This window comes from Microbacterium sp. MEJ108Y, assembly GCF_000834175.1.
GTDB classification, from domain to species: Bacteria; Actinomycetota; Actinomycetes; order Actinomycetales; family Microbacteriaceae; genus Microbacterium; species Microbacterium forte.
Genome location: NZ_JXQX01000011.1, coordinates 126,459 through 143,866 on the forward strand (window position 1 = coordinate 126,459; position 17,408 = coordinate 143,866).

16 protein-coding genes are annotated in these 17,408 nt (G+C 68.7%); 14 read left to right on the forward strand and 2 right to left on the reverse strand.

Features of this window, described 5'->3' with window-relative positions:
• Window positions 1-3: 3 nt before the first annotated feature.
• From RU09_RS06785 to RU09_RS06810, 6 genes are read left to right on the forward strand one after another with little or no spacing between them, the layout of a single operon-like run.
• On the forward strand, window positions 4-1,572 hold the full coding sequence (locus RU09_RS06785) for an AAA family ATPase (RefSeq protein WP_042538812.1): 1,569 nt from the start codon (window positions 4-6) through the stop codon (window positions 1,570-1,572).
• Window positions 1,569-2,243 carry a hypothetical protein gene (locus RU09_RS06790; protein WP_042538814.1) on the forward strand — a complete coding sequence of 225 codons (675 nt, stop codon included), beginning with the start codon at window positions 1,569-1,571 and terminating at the stop codon, window positions 2,241-2,243. Before RU09_RS06785 ends, RU09_RS06790 begins: the two co-directional genes overlap by 4 nt.
• Window positions 2,240-4,114 carry a VWA domain-containing protein gene (locus RU09_RS06795; RefSeq protein ID WP_042538816.1) on the forward strand — a complete coding sequence of 625 codons (1,875 nt, stop codon included), beginning with the start codon at window positions 2,240-2,242 and terminating at the stop codon, window positions 4,112-4,114. Before RU09_RS06790 ends, RU09_RS06795 begins: the two co-directional genes overlap by 4 nt.
• On the forward strand, window positions 4,107-4,715 hold the full coding sequence (locus RU09_RS06800; RefSeq protein WP_042538888.1) for a hypothetical protein: 609 nt from the start codon (window positions 4,107-4,109) through the stop codon (window positions 4,713-4,715). The genes RU09_RS06795 and RU09_RS06800 overlap by 8 nt, the downstream gene beginning before the upstream one ends.
• Complete coding sequence (locus RU09_RS06805) at window positions 4,708-6,069, forward strand: AMP-binding protein (RefSeq protein WP_042538818.1); 1,362 nt, start codon at window positions 4,708-4,710, stop codon at window positions 6,067-6,069. Before RU09_RS06800 ends, RU09_RS06805 begins: the two co-directional genes overlap by 8 nt.
• A gap of 31 nt (window positions 6,070-6,100) precedes the next feature.
• Window positions 6,101-6,502 (forward strand): VOC family protein, encoded by a 402-nt coding sequence (locus RU09_RS06810; RefSeq protein WP_042538820.1) that lies wholly within the window; start codon window positions 6,101-6,103, stop codon window positions 6,500-6,502.
• Between the two features lie 106 nt (window positions 6,503-6,608).
• On the opposite strand, the gene RU09_RS06815 is transcribed toward RU09_RS06810, so the two are convergent.
• Both RU09_RS06815 and RU09_RS06820 read right to left on the reverse strand, forming a co-directional pair.
• Complete coding sequence (locus tag RU09_RS06815) at window positions 6,609-7,808, reverse strand: pyridoxal phosphate-dependent aminotransferase (RefSeq protein ID WP_042538822.1); 1,200 nt, start codon at window positions 7,806-7,808, stop codon at window positions 6,609-6,611.
• Window positions 7,809-7,857: 49 nt separating this feature from the next.
• Entirely contained in the window at window positions 7,858-9,282 is a 1,425-nt protein-coding gene (locus RU09_RS06820) for an amino acid permease (protein WP_042538824.1), read from the reverse strand.
• Window positions 9,283-9,459: 177 nt separating this feature from the next.
• Here RU09_RS06820 and RU09_RS06825 point away from each other — a divergent pair, with 177 nt between their 5' ends.
• From RU09_RS06825 to RU09_RS06860, 8 genes are all read left to right on the forward strand, one after another.
• The gene (locus RU09_RS06825; protein WP_042538826.1) at window positions 9,460-9,918 is read left to right on the forward strand and encodes an Lrp/AsnC family transcriptional regulator; all 459 of its coding nucleotides are present in this window, start codon (window positions 9,460-9,462) and stop codon (window positions 9,916-9,918) included.
• Between the two features lie 45 nt (window positions 9,919-9,963).
• A complete protein-coding gene (locus RU09_RS06830) occupies window positions 9,964-10,791 on the forward strand; it encodes a PaaX family transcriptional regulator (protein WP_042538828.1) in 828 nt (275 codons plus the stop codon).
• A 78-nt stretch (window positions 10,792-10,869) separates the two neighbouring features.
• A complete protein-coding gene (locus tag RU09_RS06835) occupies window positions 10,870-11,310 on the forward strand; it encodes a cupin domain-containing protein (RefSeq protein ID WP_042538830.1) in 441 nt (146 codons plus the stop codon).
• The gene (locus RU09_RS06840) at window positions 11,307-12,173 is read left to right on the forward strand and encodes an acyl-CoA thioesterase (RefSeq protein ID WP_042538832.1); all 867 of its coding nucleotides are present in this window, start codon (window positions 11,307-11,309) and stop codon (window positions 12,171-12,173) included. The genes RU09_RS06835 and RU09_RS06840 overlap by 4 nt, the downstream gene beginning before the upstream one ends.
• Window positions 12,174-12,206: 33 nt before the next feature.
• Window positions 12,207-13,868, forward strand: a complete 1,662-nt coding sequence (locus RU09_RS06845; RefSeq protein WP_042538835.1) for an AMP-binding protein — start codon at window positions 12,207-12,209, stop codon at window positions 13,866-13,868.
• A 1-nt stretch (window position 13,869) separates the two neighbouring features.
• The gene (locus RU09_RS06850; RefSeq protein WP_042538837.1) at window positions 13,870-16,260 is read left to right on the forward strand and encodes a bifunctional salicylyl-CoA 5-hydroxylase/oxidoreductase; all 2,391 of its coding nucleotides are present in this window, start codon (window positions 13,870-13,872) and stop codon (window positions 16,258-16,260) included.
• A gap of 57 nt (window positions 16,261-16,317) precedes the next feature.
• Window positions 16,318-16,725, forward strand: coding sequence for a RidA family protein (locus RU09_RS06855; protein WP_042538839.1), 408 nt, complete (start codon window positions 16,318-16,320; stop codon window positions 16,723-16,725).
• The coding region (locus RU09_RS06860; RefSeq protein ID WP_042538841.1) for a fumarylacetoacetate hydrolase family protein at window positions 16,725-17,408 on the forward strand (684 nt) is incomplete at its 3' end. The genes RU09_RS06855 and RU09_RS06860, both read left to right, overlap by 1 nt.

Genomic DNA, 17,408 nt, shown 5'->3' on the forward strand with positions numbered 1-17,408 from the left:
CGCATGCCCGACCGCTGGAACCGAGTGTCCGCCTCACCCACGAACCCCGGCAGCGGCCACGGCGTCGAGTCTCTGACAGCCGAGGATCTCTTCCGCCCGGCCGCGCGCAGCACGGTGCCGCTGGATGAGAAGCTGCGCCAGGTCTACTACTGGATCGTCAACCGCGCAGTCATCTCGCCCTACTACGACATGGAGTTCTCGCACGGAGAGCCGCTGTCGATCGGGCTGGGGGATGCCGGGGCCGCGGTGTCCCTCCCGACGCAGGCGTCGTTCTCGTCGAACGTCCTCGTGCCGCTGCTCACCTTCGCGGTCGGGGGCAAGTGCCTGCTCATCGGAGGTCCGGGGCGCGGCAAGACGACGGTCGCCGTGCTCATGGGCGTGCTGGCCGGCACCGCCTCCGACGACGTGCGGCGCAGCGTGCAGCAGGGGCAGCCGCAGCTGACCGTCAGCGACCTCGTGGGCATCCCGCTTCCTCGCGACCTGGTCGCCGCCGAGCGTCTCACCGACATCCGCATCGCCTGGCGCGACTGGCTCGGGTTGCCCGTCAAGATCATCGACGAGTACAACCGCATCCCCACCAAGACCCAGTCGGCGCTGCTGACCATGGTGGCCGAGGGGTATGTCGAGAGCCACGACCAGATGCGCCGCACCGCGCCGGACGGCGGTGTGGAGAGCTGGTTTTTCACGGCCAACGACGATGCGGGCGGCGGTACCTTCCCGGTGATCCAAGCCCTTCGCGACCGGATGGACGTCACTGTGCAGGCGGCCGGATTCAACAGCCGATTCTTCGATGAGCTGATCACCCGCGTCGAGGCGGGGGAGAAGCCCGAGGAGCATGTGCCAGCCGAGCTGACCTTCGATTCGGCCGAGCAGACCGAGATGCGCGCGCAGATCCGCGCGGTGCCGATTCCGGATGCCGTGCGCGAGCGCCTGCGATTCTTCCTCAGCCACTTCGAGTTCGTGCAGCACGGCGGGCGCCGCTTCGAGTACCGCACGAAAGACGTGGTGACCACCGCGGGCGGCCGGGTCGGCGAGGTGATCGAGGCGAACAGCGGCGCCGACCTCGAGATCGACCTCGGCGCGCAGACCCGCAACGGCCTGTCGGTGCGCGCCTTGCAGACGCTCATCATCTACGCGAAGGCGATCGCGTGGTTCCGGGGTGCGGATGCCGTCGAAATCGATGACGTCGCGGCGGTGCTGCCGTTCGTGCTCCGCGGAAAGCTGCTGCCGAACGCCACACATCCGCGGTTCGATGTCGGGGCGGAGCGCGAGCTCAGCACCGACACGGTGAGTTGGCTGGCCGACCTGTTCACGCAGTCATGCCGCCAATACGACGCCCTCGGGCGCGACGCCGACGATGCGGTCGCTGCCCTGCTCAGCGAGTTCGACCGCGGGCTCGATGGCCTCCCGGCGCTCGAGGCATCCCGCCGCATCACCGCCGTCGAGGCCCAGCTGCGCCGGATCGCGACGGTGGGCAAGCTCTACGGTCGTGACTTCGACGACGTGATCGCGCTGAAGTATCTGCATCAGCGGTACACGGCGTATGTGCGCTGGCAGGAGCTGCGCGGGTGAATCGCATCCCCGTGCAGCTGGCGAATGCGCCGGCTCCGTTCCCTCCCGCTGACCTGCCCGATCTCTCCGCCGCCGGACTCGACACCGAGCTGGCGTCGATCTCGGTGCGGGCCGCGCACGGCACTCCGCTGCTGTTCGCCAGGGCGCTCGCCGCGGGACTGGCGCAGGATCCGGCGGCGGCGACCGACCGCGACCGCGCGCTCGATCTCGTGTCGGTCGCCGCGTGGCGGTCGGGCGCTCTCGGTCTGCGCGTCGACGCACTTGATCGGCTCGAGCATCTCGACACCCCCGAGCAACGTCTGGCCGCTGCGGCGACGCTCGGACTCGGCGTCGACGTGCTCGACGAATTCCGTCGCAGGCAGCGGAAGGATCGCTTCTGGTGGCCCGGTCGCGCCGACCAGCGCGGGTATGTGCTCGCTGTCGGGGGGTTCCGCGGAATCGGGGGCGCCTGGATCCGGCCTCCCGAACGCGTCGACACTCTGGCGGACGCCGGAGCCTTCGCGATCCTCGTCGCGGGTTCGTGGTGGCGACTCGACAGCGACGTCTGGGGTGCGCGTCTCTCCGTGCTCTCCGAGGCGCCCAGCGAGGTGCATACCCGCGACGACGGGGTGAGCATCGTCATCGGACCCGACACCCATCTCGCCTGGGTGCATGTGCGGGAGCAGGAGTGAAGGCTCCTGTCGATCGGGTGCCGCTCACCGACGATGCCCGCGCGGCGTGGGAACGGGCTCTGGATCTCTGGCGGGTGCGGCTCGACGATCCGGCGGTGCGTCCGGGCGCAGCCGACGAGCACGGTGCGCCGGCCTGGTTCTCGTTTCCGCCGTCGGTGACCGTCGACCCTCGCTACCTCGCCGAGCGCGGCCTGGCCGATGAGCTGTGGAGCATGTTCGCCCACGAGATCGGCCACCACGTGCTCGCCCCCAGCACGCGGATCGACTCGCTCAAGATCGACCATCAGATGGCGAAGGCGATCGCCGCCGTGTCGCTGCGCCCGAATCCGGGGGAGGGAGCGCGGCGGCTGTCGAACCTGTGGAGCGATCTGCTGGTCAACACGCGGCTCGCGCAGCTGCAGCGGGCCGAGCAGGGGAGTGCGGGCACCGCCACGCGTGATCTCGGCATCGTGCGCCTCGGTCGAGCGCTCTACCCGGCACCCCAGGGAAGCACGGACCGCCTCTGGTGGGTGTACTGCCGAGCGTACGAGCTGCTGTGGCAGCTGCCGTCCGGCACCCTCTGCGAGCTCGACCCGCCTCCGCGGCCGGCGCGGGCTCTCGCGCAGACGAACCTCGTGCCGCTGAGCCGGATCCCCGAGAAGCACCGTGAGAAGGAGCGACTGCTGCGTGCGGCACAGGCGGAGAGCGCGCGGGTGGCTGCCGAGCTCGCCGGCGCGACCGCCACCAACCCCGCCGTCGACGCGGCCTTCATCGCCGACGCCGTGCGGACCTTCAGCACCGACCCGGTGTCGGGTGCCGCCCGCTTCGGCGTGGTCGCCGCGCCGTACCTGGCCGAGCTCGAGGGTGCTGCTGAGAGCGGTGCCGGCGAGCCGGTCAGCGGATGCGGTGTCGACGACGCGCCGGCGACGGCCGAGGAGCTCGGCCGCATCCTCGCCGACCAGCGCCTGCGAGACGACCTGCCTCGGCATCCGGGCATGGTGCTCGACCCCGAAGGCGAGGACGCTGCAGATGACGCATCGGATGCGGGTTCCGGCAAGGACGGCCAGCGTCTGACGATCGCGCGGACGCTCTCGCTCTATCGGGAGAGCGGTGAGGACGCCGTGCTCTCGGCCTGGTACCGCAACGAGGCGGCCCGGTGGGTGCGCCCCTACACCCGCCCCGCACCCACGACGCCGGTCGGCGGCATCCCCGGTCCTGTCGAACTGTGGGAGGTGGGCGATGCGCTCGCCGACCTCGACTGGCCGCTGACGATGCGCTCGGGCACCGTGATCCCCGGCGTCACCACACGCCGGCGTTCAGAGCTCGCCGACGAGCCCCTCGTGCAGGAGACGAGTCTCGAACTCGACCTCTACATCGACTCCTCGGGTTCCATGGCACATCCGCGACAGGGCTCACCCGCGGTGCTCGCGGGGACGATCCTCGCGCTGTCGATCCTCCGCGGCGGTGGCAGGGTCAGAGTGACCAGCTTCTCGGGAACCGGAGACGTGGCGGGGATGCCGCGCTTCGGCCGCGATCCGTCGGAGATCATCGCCGCGATCTCGCTGTTCTTCGGTCGATCGACGTCATTCCCGCTCGACCTGTACTCCGCCAGATACGCCGGTCTTCCCGCGGCAGCAGAAGACGCGCCCCGTCATGTGGTGGTGCTGTCGGACGACGGACTCGTATCGATGTTCGGGGTGGGCAACGAACCGTACGCCGGCGTCGCCAGGACCGTTCGCGAGGTGCTCACGACGGGTACGCTCGTGCTCATGGACCCCCGACGCCAGGTCGCGACGCTCGCCGAGCGCGACGGCTACGACGTGGTGTACCTCCGGACGATGGCCGATGCACCGGCTGCGTGCGCGGCTCTGGCGGCGGCGCTGCATGGCTGACACCGAGGCGCTGCTCGCCGCCTGGAGCGAGCGCTCGGACGGAGAGGCCGCGGCCTGGGCTCGCGCGAGGCCGGGGCCGTCGCTGGAGTCCGTCGCGACGCGGATCTCCCGCATCCCTCAGGAGTTCCTCGATGAGCGCATCTCGCTGCGAGCGCTCGCCGGAGACATCCTGGCCGGGCAGATCAGCGCTTCGACATTCGACGAAGACCCGCGCGTGCGCCAGGGTGCCGCGATCGGCCTGTGGCTCGTCGCCAGCGAAGACGTCCTCGAGCCGCTCGAGCCGGCACTCGCGAGCGGCTGGGCCGCCCTCGCGGTCGACGCGCTCGCACTGCGCGTGGCCCCGGTCGCGTCGCCGTCGGACTGGACCTCAGACGATGAACGGCGCACCGAAGCCGCGCGCACGTTCCTGCTCTGGTGCGGGTTCCTTCCGGCAGGCGAGGATGCCGCGACCGCCGCCTCCCTGCTGGCGGCCTGCGACTCGCTCGCCCGCAACCGGGCGCTCGCCGAGGCATTCGAGGGGCACCGGCACAGGGCCGAGATCGCTCGGAAGCTCGCAGAGGCACGCCGCAAGGAGGCGGCTGCGAGGTACTCCAGTGAGTGACCCCGACCTCCGAGGGGCGCTCGCGCTCGCCGAATACGCACCGGGGGAGGCCGCGGTGCTCTCCGATGCCGAGCGCTGGCCGACGATCGACGCCGCAGGCACTGCTCGACTGACCCGTTGGCGGGAGCATCCCGATGCTCCGCACTGGACGCATGCCACGGGCGACCGCCTCACCGCAGAACAGGTGCAGCGGGTGCGGCATTCGCTCTCGACCGACGGCTGGCTGGTCGATCATCTCGCCGCCGCGCGACGCACGCTGCGGTATCGCGGGATGCCGACAGATGCCGCGCTCGACGACTTCCCCACGATCTCGCGGTCGGACCTCGTCGACGACCTCGCGGCGTTCGTGCCGCTCGATGCGGATCTCTCCCGGATGCTGCACGGCACGAGCTCCGGTTCGACGGGCGCGGCGCTGCTCATCCCCGATGACGTCGAGGAGGTCGCGCGCGGCTTCCACCTGCTCGTCGCGCTCGCGGCGTCTGCGGGGGCCACGGTGACGGCCGACGGCGAGCGGGTGGCGGTGGCGAACCTCGTCTTCCAGCGTCAGGCCTTCACCTACGTGTCCACGATCTCGAGCTTCGCACACCGGGCGATGGCGCGGCTCAATCTGCATCCGACGGCGTGGAGCGGTCTCGATGCCCGCGCCCGATTTCTGGCCGAGGCGGACCCGCAGATCCTCAGCGGACACCCGACCAGCCTCGCCGAGCTGCTCGACGCCGGACTCGATGCCGTGCTGCATCCCGCCGTGATCTTCTCCGGCGCGATGGCGCTGTCGGCTGCGCTGCGTGCACGACTCCACGCGGCGTTCGAGTGTCCCGTGGTCGACGTGTACGGCTTGCACGAGACGCGCCCGATCGCCGCGCGCACCGACGACGGGCCGTTCCGGGTGCTCGATCGCCGCGTGCACGTCGAGGTGTGGGATCCCCGGCGCGAGGTCGCGCTGCCTCTCGGCGAGATGGGCGAGATCGTCGTGACCGCGGGAGAGAACCCCCTGCTGCCGCTGGTGAGGTACCGCACGGGCGACTACGGGCGCCTGGTGCACCTCGACGATGGGGTGCTCGGCATCGCCGACCTCGAGGGGCGCCAGAACACGCGGTTCCGGGCCGGCGACGGCACTCTCGTTCCCTGTGTCGAGCTCACGCAGCATCTGCAGGCACACGGTGCCCAGGGGTGGTCGATCGAGCAGGCTGCCTCCGGTCGCGTGCACGCCGTGATCGTCGGCGGAGACGAGCCCGCCATCCGCGTGGCGCTGGACGCGCTGCTTGGGGTCGAGATCGAGCTGCGGCAGGTCGAGCGCCTGATCGACCTCGGCGAGGGCAAGCCCCGGCGCTATCGCAGCGCCGTGCCCGACTGACAACGTCGCCCGTTCGCCGTACACTCGCGGCATGAGCGGACCGATCCCCTACCTTCTGTTCCCCGGGAACGCAGCCGAAGCGCTGGAGCACTACCGTTCGGTCTTCGGGGGTGAGCTTCAACTCCTCGACTACGCCGGCGCCGGACGACACGACGGGCCGGGAGATGCGATCGCACACGGCCAACTCGCGGGGCCGGTCGGGCTCGCGGGTGCGGATGCCGGAGCCGACGACGACGCGGTGCAGATGAGCGGGATGTTCCTGTCGCTGCTCGGCACCGCGGATGCCTCGACGCTGACCAGCTGGTACGACCAGCTGGCCTCGGACGGTCGCGTGATCGACGCCCTGCAGAAGCGCCCCTGGGGCGACTACGACGGCACGGTCATCGATCGCTACGGCATCCGCTGGCTGATCGGATTCCACGACGAGGAATGAGCGCGAGCGGGACTCTGATCATCGAGTCCGGCCATGACGCCGAGACCCCCTCACATCCATGTGGAGTGAGGGGGTCCCGGGTGTCGCGGCAGAGTGGGAGTGCGACTCAGGCGAACAGACGCTGCAGGCGCTGCACGCCCTCGAGGAGCTGGTCGTCGCCGAGCGCGTACGACATGCGGATGTAGCCGGAGGGACCGAACGCCTCGCCGGGAACCACGGCGACCTCTGCCTGCTCGAGGATGAGGTCGGCGAGTTCGAGCGAAGTGGTCGGCGTCTTGCCGCCCCAGGTGCGGCCGAGCAGACCCTGCACGTCGGGGTAGACGTAGAACGCGCCGAGCGGGTTGGGCACGACGAGTCCGTCGATCTTCGACAGCTCCGACACGATCAGGCGGCGACGGCGGTCGAACGCCTCGCGGAACTGCTCGGCCTCGGTCTGGGGGCCGTTGAGTGCGGCGATCGCGGCCTTCTGGGCGACGTTGTTCACGTTGCTCGACAGGTGCGACTGCAGGTTGGCGGCGACCTTGATGGCATCCGCCGGTCCGACCATCCAGCCCACGCGCCAGCCGGTCATCGCGTAGGTCTTCGCGACGCCGTTGACGAGGATCGTCTGGCCGGCCACCTCGGGCACGGCCTCGACGATCGAGGTCGCCTTGACGCCCTCGTAGGTCAGGTTCTGGTAGATCTCGTCGGAGATGACCCAGATCCCGTGCTCGAGAGCCCACTCGCCGATGGCCTTGGTCTCTTCAGCCGTGTAGACGGAGCCCGTGGGGTTCGAGGGGGAGACGAACACGAGCGCGGTGGTGCGCTCGGTGCGAGCGGCCTCGAGCTGCTCGACGGTGACCTTGTAGTCCTGGCCGGCGCCCGCGAACACCTCGACGGGGGTGCCGTCGGCGAGGCGGATCGCCTCGGGGTAGGTGGTCCAGTACGGAGCGGGAAGAAGCACCTCGTCGCCGGGGTTCACCACTGCCTGGAACGCCTGGTACACGGACTGCTTGCCGCCATTGGTCACGATCACCTGGCTCGGTGAGACCTCGAGTCCCGAGTCGCGCAGCGTCTTCGCGGCGATGGCCTCCCGCAGCGCCGGAAGACCCGGAGCCGGGGTGTAGCGGTAGCTCGCCGGGTCGGCGAGAGCCTCGGCCGCTGCGTCGACGATGAACTGCGGCGTCGCGAAGTCGGGCTCGCCCGCGGCATACGAGATGACGGGCTTGCCTTCGGCCTTGAGGGCCTTCGCCTTGGCGTCGACCTTGAGGGTCGCGGATTCGGCGATGGCGGAGAGCTTGCGAGAGAGAGGAGCGCGTTCGGTCACGACTACGAGCGTACTCGGGTGGGGCGCCCGGATGACGGGTCGGATGCCGTCAAGAATCGTGGTTCTTTCCGGCGCTCGCCGCGGACTCGACAGGCGCAGCGCCTCGTGCTCGTCGTCGCTGCCGCTGCACGAGGAAGAACGCGCCGATCGCGATCGCGAGGCACGGGAGGCCGAACGGCAGCGTCGCGCGGAACTCGTCGGTGAGCGCGGTCGAGATCGCGATCGCGAGCATCAGCACGGCGCCGACGATCGCGCCCGGCCGGGAACCCCGCACGGAGTACTCCGGCTGCTCGCCGCGCGCGGCCAGGCGGCGGCGGAACGCGACGTGCGTCGCGAAGATCATGAACCACGTGAAGAGCGCGCCGAACATGGAGATCGCGAACATGATCGCGAAGGCATCGGCCGGATTCAGCACGTAGATCACGGTGGCGACCGCGATGCCGCCGGTCGAGAGCAGCAGGGCGTTCAGCGGAGCGCCGTTCCTGCCGACCTGGCCGAACATCCGCGGCGCCTCGCCGGCGCGCGACAGCGAGAACATCATGCGCGTCGAGATGTACAGCTGGCTGTTCATCGCCGACAGTGCGGCGATGATGACGACGAAGTTCAGCACCGAGTCCGCGAAGGGGACGCCGACGACCTGCATGACCGTGACGAACGGACTCGATCCGGAGAGGATCTCGGAGACCGGCGCGATGGAGACGATCAGCGACAGCGTCAGGATGTAGAAGACGAGCAGTCGGACGGCGGTGACCTTGAAGGCCTTCTTGACCGCCTTCTCGGGCTCGGCGGCCTCGCCGGCCGCGACGGCGATCATCTCGATGCTGAGGTAGCTGAAGATCGAGACGATCACGGCGAACCACATGCCGCTCAGGCCGTTCGGCATGAAACCGCCTTCTGCCGCCCAGCTGTGCACTCCGCGCTTCTGGTCGCCCGAGAAGAAGACCAGCCAGCCCGCGACCACGATGAACGCGATGATCGCGAAGACCTTGATCGCCGAGAACCAGTACTCGAGCGTCCCGAAGCTCTTGACGTTCATCGCGTTGACGAGGATCAGTGCTCCGCCGAACAGGATGACCCAGATCCACGGCGGGATGTCGGGGAACCACAGCTGCATGTACTCGCCGACGGCGGTGACCTCGGTGCCGACGGCGAGCACGATGCATGCCCAGTACATGTATCGCACGAGGAACCCGGCGAGTGGCCCGATGTAGTGCTCGGCATAGGCGCCGAACGATCCGGAGGTCGGATGCTGCACGGTCATCTCGGCGAGTCCCGCCATCAGCAGCAGGGCGATCACGCCGCCGATGAGGTAGCTCAGCACGACGCTGGGTCCGGCGAATCCGATGGCGAACCTGCTGCCGAGGAACAGGCCTGTGCCGATCGCGCCGCCGAGCGCGATCATGCCGAGCTGCCGCGCCGTGAGGGCTTTCTGCAGACCGATCTCTCGGGTCTGGATGTCGGAGAATTCAGCCATGGCTGTCCTTCCAGCGTCGTTGCATTCGGGTGAGGAGCGCCGCCGTGGCCTTCTTCGGACCCGTGCGCGACGAGAGTCTTGCAAGGATTCGACCTCGATGGCACAGTCATGAAGATGATTCGAGATGTTTCCGAATTCTCGAATCCTGTTCGAGCTGGGGCGCGAAAAAGGGGGACGATGATGTTCACGGTGACGGATGGCGACCGACGGATCCTGCACGAGCTGTCTCGGGACGGACGGCTGTCGAACAAGGAGTTGGCGGCCCGTGTCGGACTCCCGCCGTCGACGTGCCATGGTCGTGTGCGCCTGCTCGAGGACGCCGGGGTGATCCGCGGCTACCGTGCAGTCGTCGACCCGCAGGCGGCGGGGGCGGCGATCAGCGCGCTGGTGTCGGTCGCGGTGCTCGACCACGCGCGCAGTCAGGTCACCGATCTCGTTCCGCTCATGCGAGCGCTGCCCGGGGTGCAGCAGGTCTTCCTCCTGGGCGGCGACCGCGACCTCGTGATCCACGTCGCTGTCGCCGACGTGCCCGCCCTGCGCGAGTTCATCAGAGTCAACATCGGGGCGCACCCTGACCTCGGCCAATCGCAGACGCACCTCGTATTCGAGCACGCCGTCGGCGTGGCCCCGGCATGAGCAGCGGGGCAGGGCGCCGTGGTCCGGCCGCTACGCTGAATGCTCATGAGTGCGGACGGGATGCCGATGGATGCTGACGAGCTGACGCCTGAGGCCGGAGTCCGGCCGCAGCACCTCATCGTGACGGTGTTCGGTCGATATGTCCGTGCGCACGGGGGCGAGATCCGCATCGCCGCCCTCATCGAGATGATGTCCGCGCTGGGCATCGATCCCGGTGTCGTGCGCTCTTCGGTCTCGAGGTTGAAGCAGCGCGGGATCCTCGTGAGCGAAGGGGGAGGCGCCTACCGGCTGTCGTCGTCGTTGGAAGGCGTCTTCGCGGCCGGCGATCGCCGAATCTTCGAATCGCGGAGAGCCGAGACCGCCGATCCCTGGCTGCTCGCCTCCTTCAGCGTTCCCGAGAGTGAGCGGCCGCTGCGCCATCAGCTGCGCAAGCTCCTGCAGCGGCTGGGCTTCGGGCAGGTCAGCGGGGGGCTCTGGATCGCTCCGGGCCTGATCGCTGAAGAGACCAGGACGGCGCTGCAGGGCGCCGGTCTCGACGGCTACGTCGAGCTGTTCCTCGGCTCGAGGGTATCGTCGGACCCGCTCGACGAGGCCGTGCGTGAGTGGTGGGACCTCGAGGCGATGGGGCCGCTCTACCGGGGGTTCGTCGAAGCCTTCGGGGCTGTGATCGGCGAGACCGACGAGCGACTCGCATTCGCGGCTCACGTGCGCGCAATCACGCAGTGGCGTCGTCTGGTCTATCTGGATCCGGGTCTGCCGCTCGGGCTGCTTCCGGACGGGTGGATCGGCGTCGAGGCGGCCCGCGTCTTCGCCGAGCTCCACTCGGGCCTGGAGCCGTCGGCCGAGCGATTCGTGACATCCGTGATGACCTGACACTGCATATCGGTATCGCACTTGCGTGACGGTCGTCACATGTGTGACACTTCTTCGACACGGAGCGAAGGAGCTTTCATGACCGAGCACGAACTGCGCTGGGACAGAGTCCCGCAGGTCACCCGCAGCGGAGAAGAAGACACTCAGACGATGTCGTCGGGCGGGTGCGTCCGCGTCTCAGGCGTCGGACCGCAGCACACCGAGGCCACGAAGATCTGGTTCGGCCAGGTGTCGAACGATCCGGGCTACCGGTCGCTCCCGCACCACCATGGCGAGGCTGAGACCGGCGGATACGTGCTCCGCGGCACGGGCCGCATCTACTTCGGCGAGGGCTATCGCGAATACCTCGACATGACGGCCGGTGACTGGGTCTTCGTGCCTCCGTTCATGCCGCACGTCGAAGCCAACATGTCGGTGACCGAGGAGCTCGTCTGGCTCACGACACGCACCCCCGACAACATCGTGGTGAACCTCGACGACGTCGACGACTCGACGCTCGCGGGCTTCCGTCGCGTATGAGCACCTCTGCCGCGTTCCATCGGGCGATCGCCCTGACCGAAGTGATGACGACGCGAGCCGATCGTGCGTTCGCGGCCCAGCCGCAGCCGGTGCCGTGGCCCAAGGCCTACGGCGGAGATCTGGTCGCCCAGAGCGTGGCTGCGGCACTCCGCACGGTGGGCGACGACCGGTCCCTCCACTCCGTGCACAGCACGTTCCTGCGCGGTGTCGATGTGGCGGAGCCCGTGCACTACGAGGTCGAGATGATCCGCGACGGCAGGGGGTTCTCGACTCGGCACGTGCGAGGTCATCAGCACGGAAAGCTGGCGTTCATGGCGACCGCGTCGTTCCATGTGTCCGAGGCCTTCCCCGAGCACGCTCCGCCGATGCCGGAGGTGCCCATGCCCGAGCTGCTGCTCTCGTCAGCCGAAGTGCTCTCGGGCGTCGACGGCGCCGACGTCGAGTACTGGTCGCACGGCCGCAGCTTCGACATGCGGCATGTGCCCGGCAGCGTCTACCTCGAGATCGAGGGAGAGCGCACGGCGCATCAGGCGGTCTGGGTGCGCGCCTTCGATCGGCTCGACGACGACCCGCGCACCCACCAGTTGGCGATCGCATATGTCTGCGACTACACGATCCTCGAGCCGGTGCTGCGTGTGCTCGGACTCCCTTGGCGCACCGAGGGGCTGGTGACGGCCAGTCTCGATCACGCCATGTGGTTCCACACAGCCGCTCGTGCTGATGAATGGCTGCTCTATGCGCAGGAGTCCGCGTCGATCTCCGACGGCCGCGGTCTCGGCCTCGGGCGGTTCTACACCCGTGACGGGCGGCTCGTCGCCACCGTCGCGCAGGAGGGGATGATCCGCCCGGGTCGTCCGCTCTGACCACATCTCCACTCCAGTCCGAAGGGACCAGCAATGACGCTTTCCCCCTCAGCGCACATCGACACCTTCACGCGCGATGCGCTGCCACCGGCCCACCTCTGGCCCACCCTCGAGTTCACGATCCCCGACGTCCAGTACCCCGAGCGGCTGAACGCCGCGGTCGAGCTTCTCGACCGCACCATCGACAGGTTCGGCGCAGACCGCCCGGCGATCCTGCTCGCCGACGGCACATCCTGGAGCTACCGGGAACTGCGCGCGCGCGTCGACCAGTTCGCTCAGGTCCTCACCGAGGACCTCGGCCTCGTTCCGGGCAACAGGGTGCTCCTGCGAATGCTCAACGGCCCGTGGACCGTCGTCTGCTGGCTCGGCGCGCTCAAGGCGGGAATGGTCGTCGTCACGACGATGGTGGCGTGGCGTGCAAGAGAACTGCGCCCGATCGCCGAGCGAGTGCGTCCCGCCGTCGCGGTGGTGGATCACCGAGGCGTGACCGACGCCGAGGCGGCGTTCGCCGAGCTGGCCGTCGCGCCCGCCGTGCTCGTCTTCGGGGGCGACGACGATGCACTGATCCGTGCCTGCGAGGCCAAGAGCGGCCACTTCACGCCAGTCGACACTGCGGCCGACGATGTCGCTCTCCTGGGCGCCACCAGCGGTACCACCGGCGTGCCGAAGATCACGATGCACTTCCACCGAGACATCCTCGCCAACGCCGACACTTTCGCTCGCCACGTGCTGCACCTCACCTCGGATGACGTGAGCGCGAGCACGGCGCCGCTCGCATTCACCTTCGGCCTCGGCGGCAACGTCGTGTTCCCCCTGCGCACCGGAGGAGCCATGGTTCTCGTCGAGCGCGCGACCCCGGTCGAACTCGCCAAGCTCATCGAACCGCTCGGCATCTCCGTGCTCTACACGGCTCCGACCGGATATCGCAGTGTGATCAAAGAAGGACTGGCCGCTGAGCTGCGCCGTCTGCGCATCGCCGTCGCCGCGGGCGAGCACCTCACGATCTCGACCTTCGATGCGGTCGAGGCCGCCAGCGGACTCCGACTGGTCAACGGCATCGGCGCGACCGAGATGCTGCACGTGTTCATCTCGGCATCGGGCGACGACATCCGTCCCGGAGCCACGGGGCGAGCCGTGCCCGGCTACCGGGCCGTGATCCTCGATGACGACGGGCGCGAGCTCGGGGTCGGCGAGCCCGGGCGTCTGGGTGTGATCGGGCCGACCGGATGCCGCTACCTCGACGACGAGCGTCAGAGCGTCTACGTGCACGACGGCTGGAACATCACCGGCGACACATTCGTGCAGGACGAAGACGGCTACTTCACATTCCAGGCACGCAACGACTCGATGATCGTGACGGCCGGATACAACGTCGGGGCTCCCGAGGTCGAGGAGGTCGTGCTCGGACACCCGGATGTTCTCGAGTGCGCCGTCGTGGGCTGCCCCGATCCCGAGCGCGGCATGATCGTCGCGGCATTCGTCGTCCCGCGCGACGGCGTCCCACCGTCCGCCGAGCTCACGACGAGCATCCTCGATCACGTCAAATCCCGACTGGCCGTCTACAAGTGCCCGCGTCGGGTCGACTACCTGACCGAGCTGCCCCGCAATCCCAGCGGCAAGGTGCAGCACTTCATCCTTCGCGAACGCGCGGCCGCCTCGGCCGACGTCGCCGTCACAGAAACCCGAGGAGCCTGACATGCGCGCAGCAGTCATCGGCGGAGGCCCCGCGGGGCTCTACTTCGCCGCTCTCATGAAGCAGCTCGACCCCACCCACGAGATCACGGTCTGGGAGCGCAACGCGCCTGACGACACTTTCGGGTTCGGCGTCGTGTTCAGCGATGAGACCCTCGGCGGGATCGAGAACGCCGACCCGGTGATCGCGCAGCGCATGGGCGAGCAGTTCGCGCGCTGGACCGACATCGACGTCGTCTTCGGCGGCGAGACCCACACCATCGGCGGTCAGGGCTTCGCGGCGATGGGCCGCAAGGAGCTGCTGCAGCTGCTGCAGCAGCGCTGCCTCGAGCTCGGGGTGACGATCCTCTTCCGCACGCCCGCACCGGAGGCGGCCGAGCTCATGGAGCAGTACGACCTCGTGCTCGGTGCTGACGGCATCAACTCGTTCGTGCGGGGGCAGTTCGCAGACCGCTTCGGGCCCGTTCTCGATCGTCGCGTCTCGAAGTACATGTGGCTCGGCACCGATCGTGTGTTCGAGGCGTTCACCTTCGCGGTACTGCACACGCCGCACGGAGTGATGCAGCTGCACGGCTACCCGTACTCCGACGAGAGAAGCACCTTCCTCATCGAGATGCACGAGGACGTGTGGAGAGCGGCGGGCCTCGACGCGACCGAGAACGAGGTCTTCCCTCCCGGCGTCAGCGACGAGCGTTCGGTCGCGAAGATCCGCGAGTTCTTCGCCGACGTGCTCGACGGTCACGAGGTGCTGACGAACAACTCCAAGTGGCTGAACTTCACCACGGTGCGAAACGATCACTGGCACCATGAGAACCTGGTGATCCTCGGCGATGCAGCGCACACCGCGCATTTCTCGATCGGCTCCGGCACGAAGCTCGCCATGGAGGACGCCCTCGCGCTCGCCGCGTGCCTGCACGAGCACACATCGCTCGACGAGGCGCTCGACGCCTACGAGGCGGAGCGTCGTCCCGTCGTCGCCTCGACGCAGCGCGCGGCGCAGGCGTCGCTCGAATGGTTCGAGAGGATCGGTCAGTATGCCGATCAGGAACCGCTGCAGTTCGCGTTCAATCTGCTGACCCGGAGTCGTCGGATCACGCTCGAGAACCTGGCGGTGCGCGACCCCGAGTTCGCGACGGAGATCGTCCGAGGGGCGCCTCTTCCGAGCCGCGACGCCGACGAACCGGCGATGTTCCGACAGCATCGCATCGGTCGACTCGAGGTGAAGAATCGCATCGTCGTGTCGCCGATGGACATGTACTCGTCAGTCGAGGGGGTTCCGGGCGACTTCCACCTGGTGCACCTCGGCTCCAAGGCGATGGGCGGTGCTGGACTCGTCATGACCGAGATGGTGTGCGTGTCGCCCGAGGGGCGGATCACACCGGGGTGCGCAGGGCTCTACACCGACGAGCAGGCGGGAGCGTGGAGACGCATCGTCGACTACGTGCACGGTCAGTCGACCGCCAGGATCGGCGTGCAGATCGGTCATTCGGGGCGCAAGGGGTCCACCCGCCGGATGTGGGACGGCATCGACCAGCCGCTCGAGCAGGGCAACTGGAACACGGTCGCGCCGTCTGCGCTGCCTTATGGGGCGGACAATCAGGTGCCCCGAGAGCTCGATCGCGAGACGATGACGGCGATCCGCGAAGAGTTCGTCGCGGCGACCTGTCGCGCCGCCGATGCGGGATTCGATCTTGCCGAGCTCCACGCCGCTCACGGCTACCTCATCTCATCGTTCCTGTCGCCGGCGTCGAACCGGCGCACAGACGAGTACGGCGGCTCGCTCGAGAACCGACTGCGGTACCCCCTGGAGGTGTTCGACGCGATGCGCGCCGCATGGCCCGAAGAACGGCCGCTCACCGTGCGTCTGTCGGCGGAGGACTGGGTCGACGGAGGCAACACGGTCGACGACGCGGTCGAGATCGCCCGCGCCTTCATCGCGCACGGTGCTGCGGCGATCGACGTGTCGTCGGGGCAGATCGCGCAGCACGAGCGTCCGCAGTTCGGTCGCAGCTACCAGACCCCCTTCGCTGACGCGATCCGCAATAGGGTGGCGGCCGCCGCAGGGGTCAGCGTGATCGCCGTCGGGGCCATCTCGAGTCATGACGACGTCAACTCGATCCTGCTGGCGGGGCGCGCCGACCTCGTCGCTCTCGGGCGCACTCACCTGTGGGACCCACAGTGGACCCTGCATGCGGCTGCGGATCAGGGCTATCGCGGAGCGGGGGCCGAATGGGTGCCGCAGTTCCGCGCGGGATCACGCAAGCCGCCGTCGTCGCGCACCGACGCGGTTCGCCCCCGGCTCGCTCTCGTGCGGGATCCGCAGAGAGACGGCGCCGAGTCGAGCCATCGCCGCTGGGTGCCGGCACCGAAGACGCTGGACGTCCTCGCCCACTGAATTAGCGTCGGCCGACGCGCAGATCGACACACACACACGATACGAAGGAGACCGCACATGTCGCGGCAGATCATCAACCCGGACTCGCTCGTGAAGCCGAGCGGATTCGCGCACGGCGTCAGAGCGGGGGATTTCGTCTACCTCGGCGGGCAGACGGCGATGGATGCCGACGGGCACATCGTCGAGGGCGGCATCGTCGAGCAGTTCGTCCAGGCGTTCTCGAACGTGCTCACCACCCTCGCGGCTGCCGGAGGCGAGCCGCGCGATCTGGTCGACGTCACCATCTATCTCACCGACGTCGAGGACTACCAGCGCAACGGGCGTGAGATCGGCCGTCGCTGGCGCGAGCTGGCAGGCACGGAGTACCCCGCAATGGCGGGCATCGGGGTGACGAGGCTGTGGCAGCCCGAGGCGCTGATCGAGATCCAGGGCGTCGCGCACCTCGCGGCGTCGCGGGCCAGCTGATGCGTCTCGCCACGGTGCGGGGAGTCGACCGCACGCATGCCGCCGTCGGAGACGCCGGCGGTTGGGTGCTGCTCGACGACGCCGACGCGCAGGAGCTGATCTGTGCGCCGAACTGGCGCGCGCGTGCAGAGGCCGCGCTGCGGCATCCGGCCAGGACCGATGTCGAGGCACATGAGTTCGCGAATCCTGTGCCGCGGCCATCGAAGGTGTTCTGCTGCGGATTGAACTATCGGGACCACATCGTCGAGACCGGTCGACCGGTGCCCGAGTTCCCGACCCTGTTCGCCAAATTCGCCGACACGCTTACGGGCGCGGAGGACGACATCGTCGTGCGCAACACCGACAAGCTCGACTGGGAGGCAGAACTCGCCGTCGTGGTCGGCGCCGAGGTGCATCGAGCCGACCGTGCGCAGGCGCAGGCGGCGATTCTCGGATACGCCGTGTCGAACGACATCTCCATGCGCGACTGGCAGCAGCGCACGCTCCAATGGCTGCAGGGCAAAGCGTTCGACGCGACGACGCCTGTGGGCCCCTGGGTGGTTACCGCCGACGAGCTCGACCCGCGCGGCGGGCTGCGCATCACGTGTGCGGTGAACGGAGAGCTGGTGCAGGACGCAGACACCTCTGAGCTCGTGTTCGACGCCGCCGACCTGGTCGCCTATGTGTCGCAGATCACGGTGCTG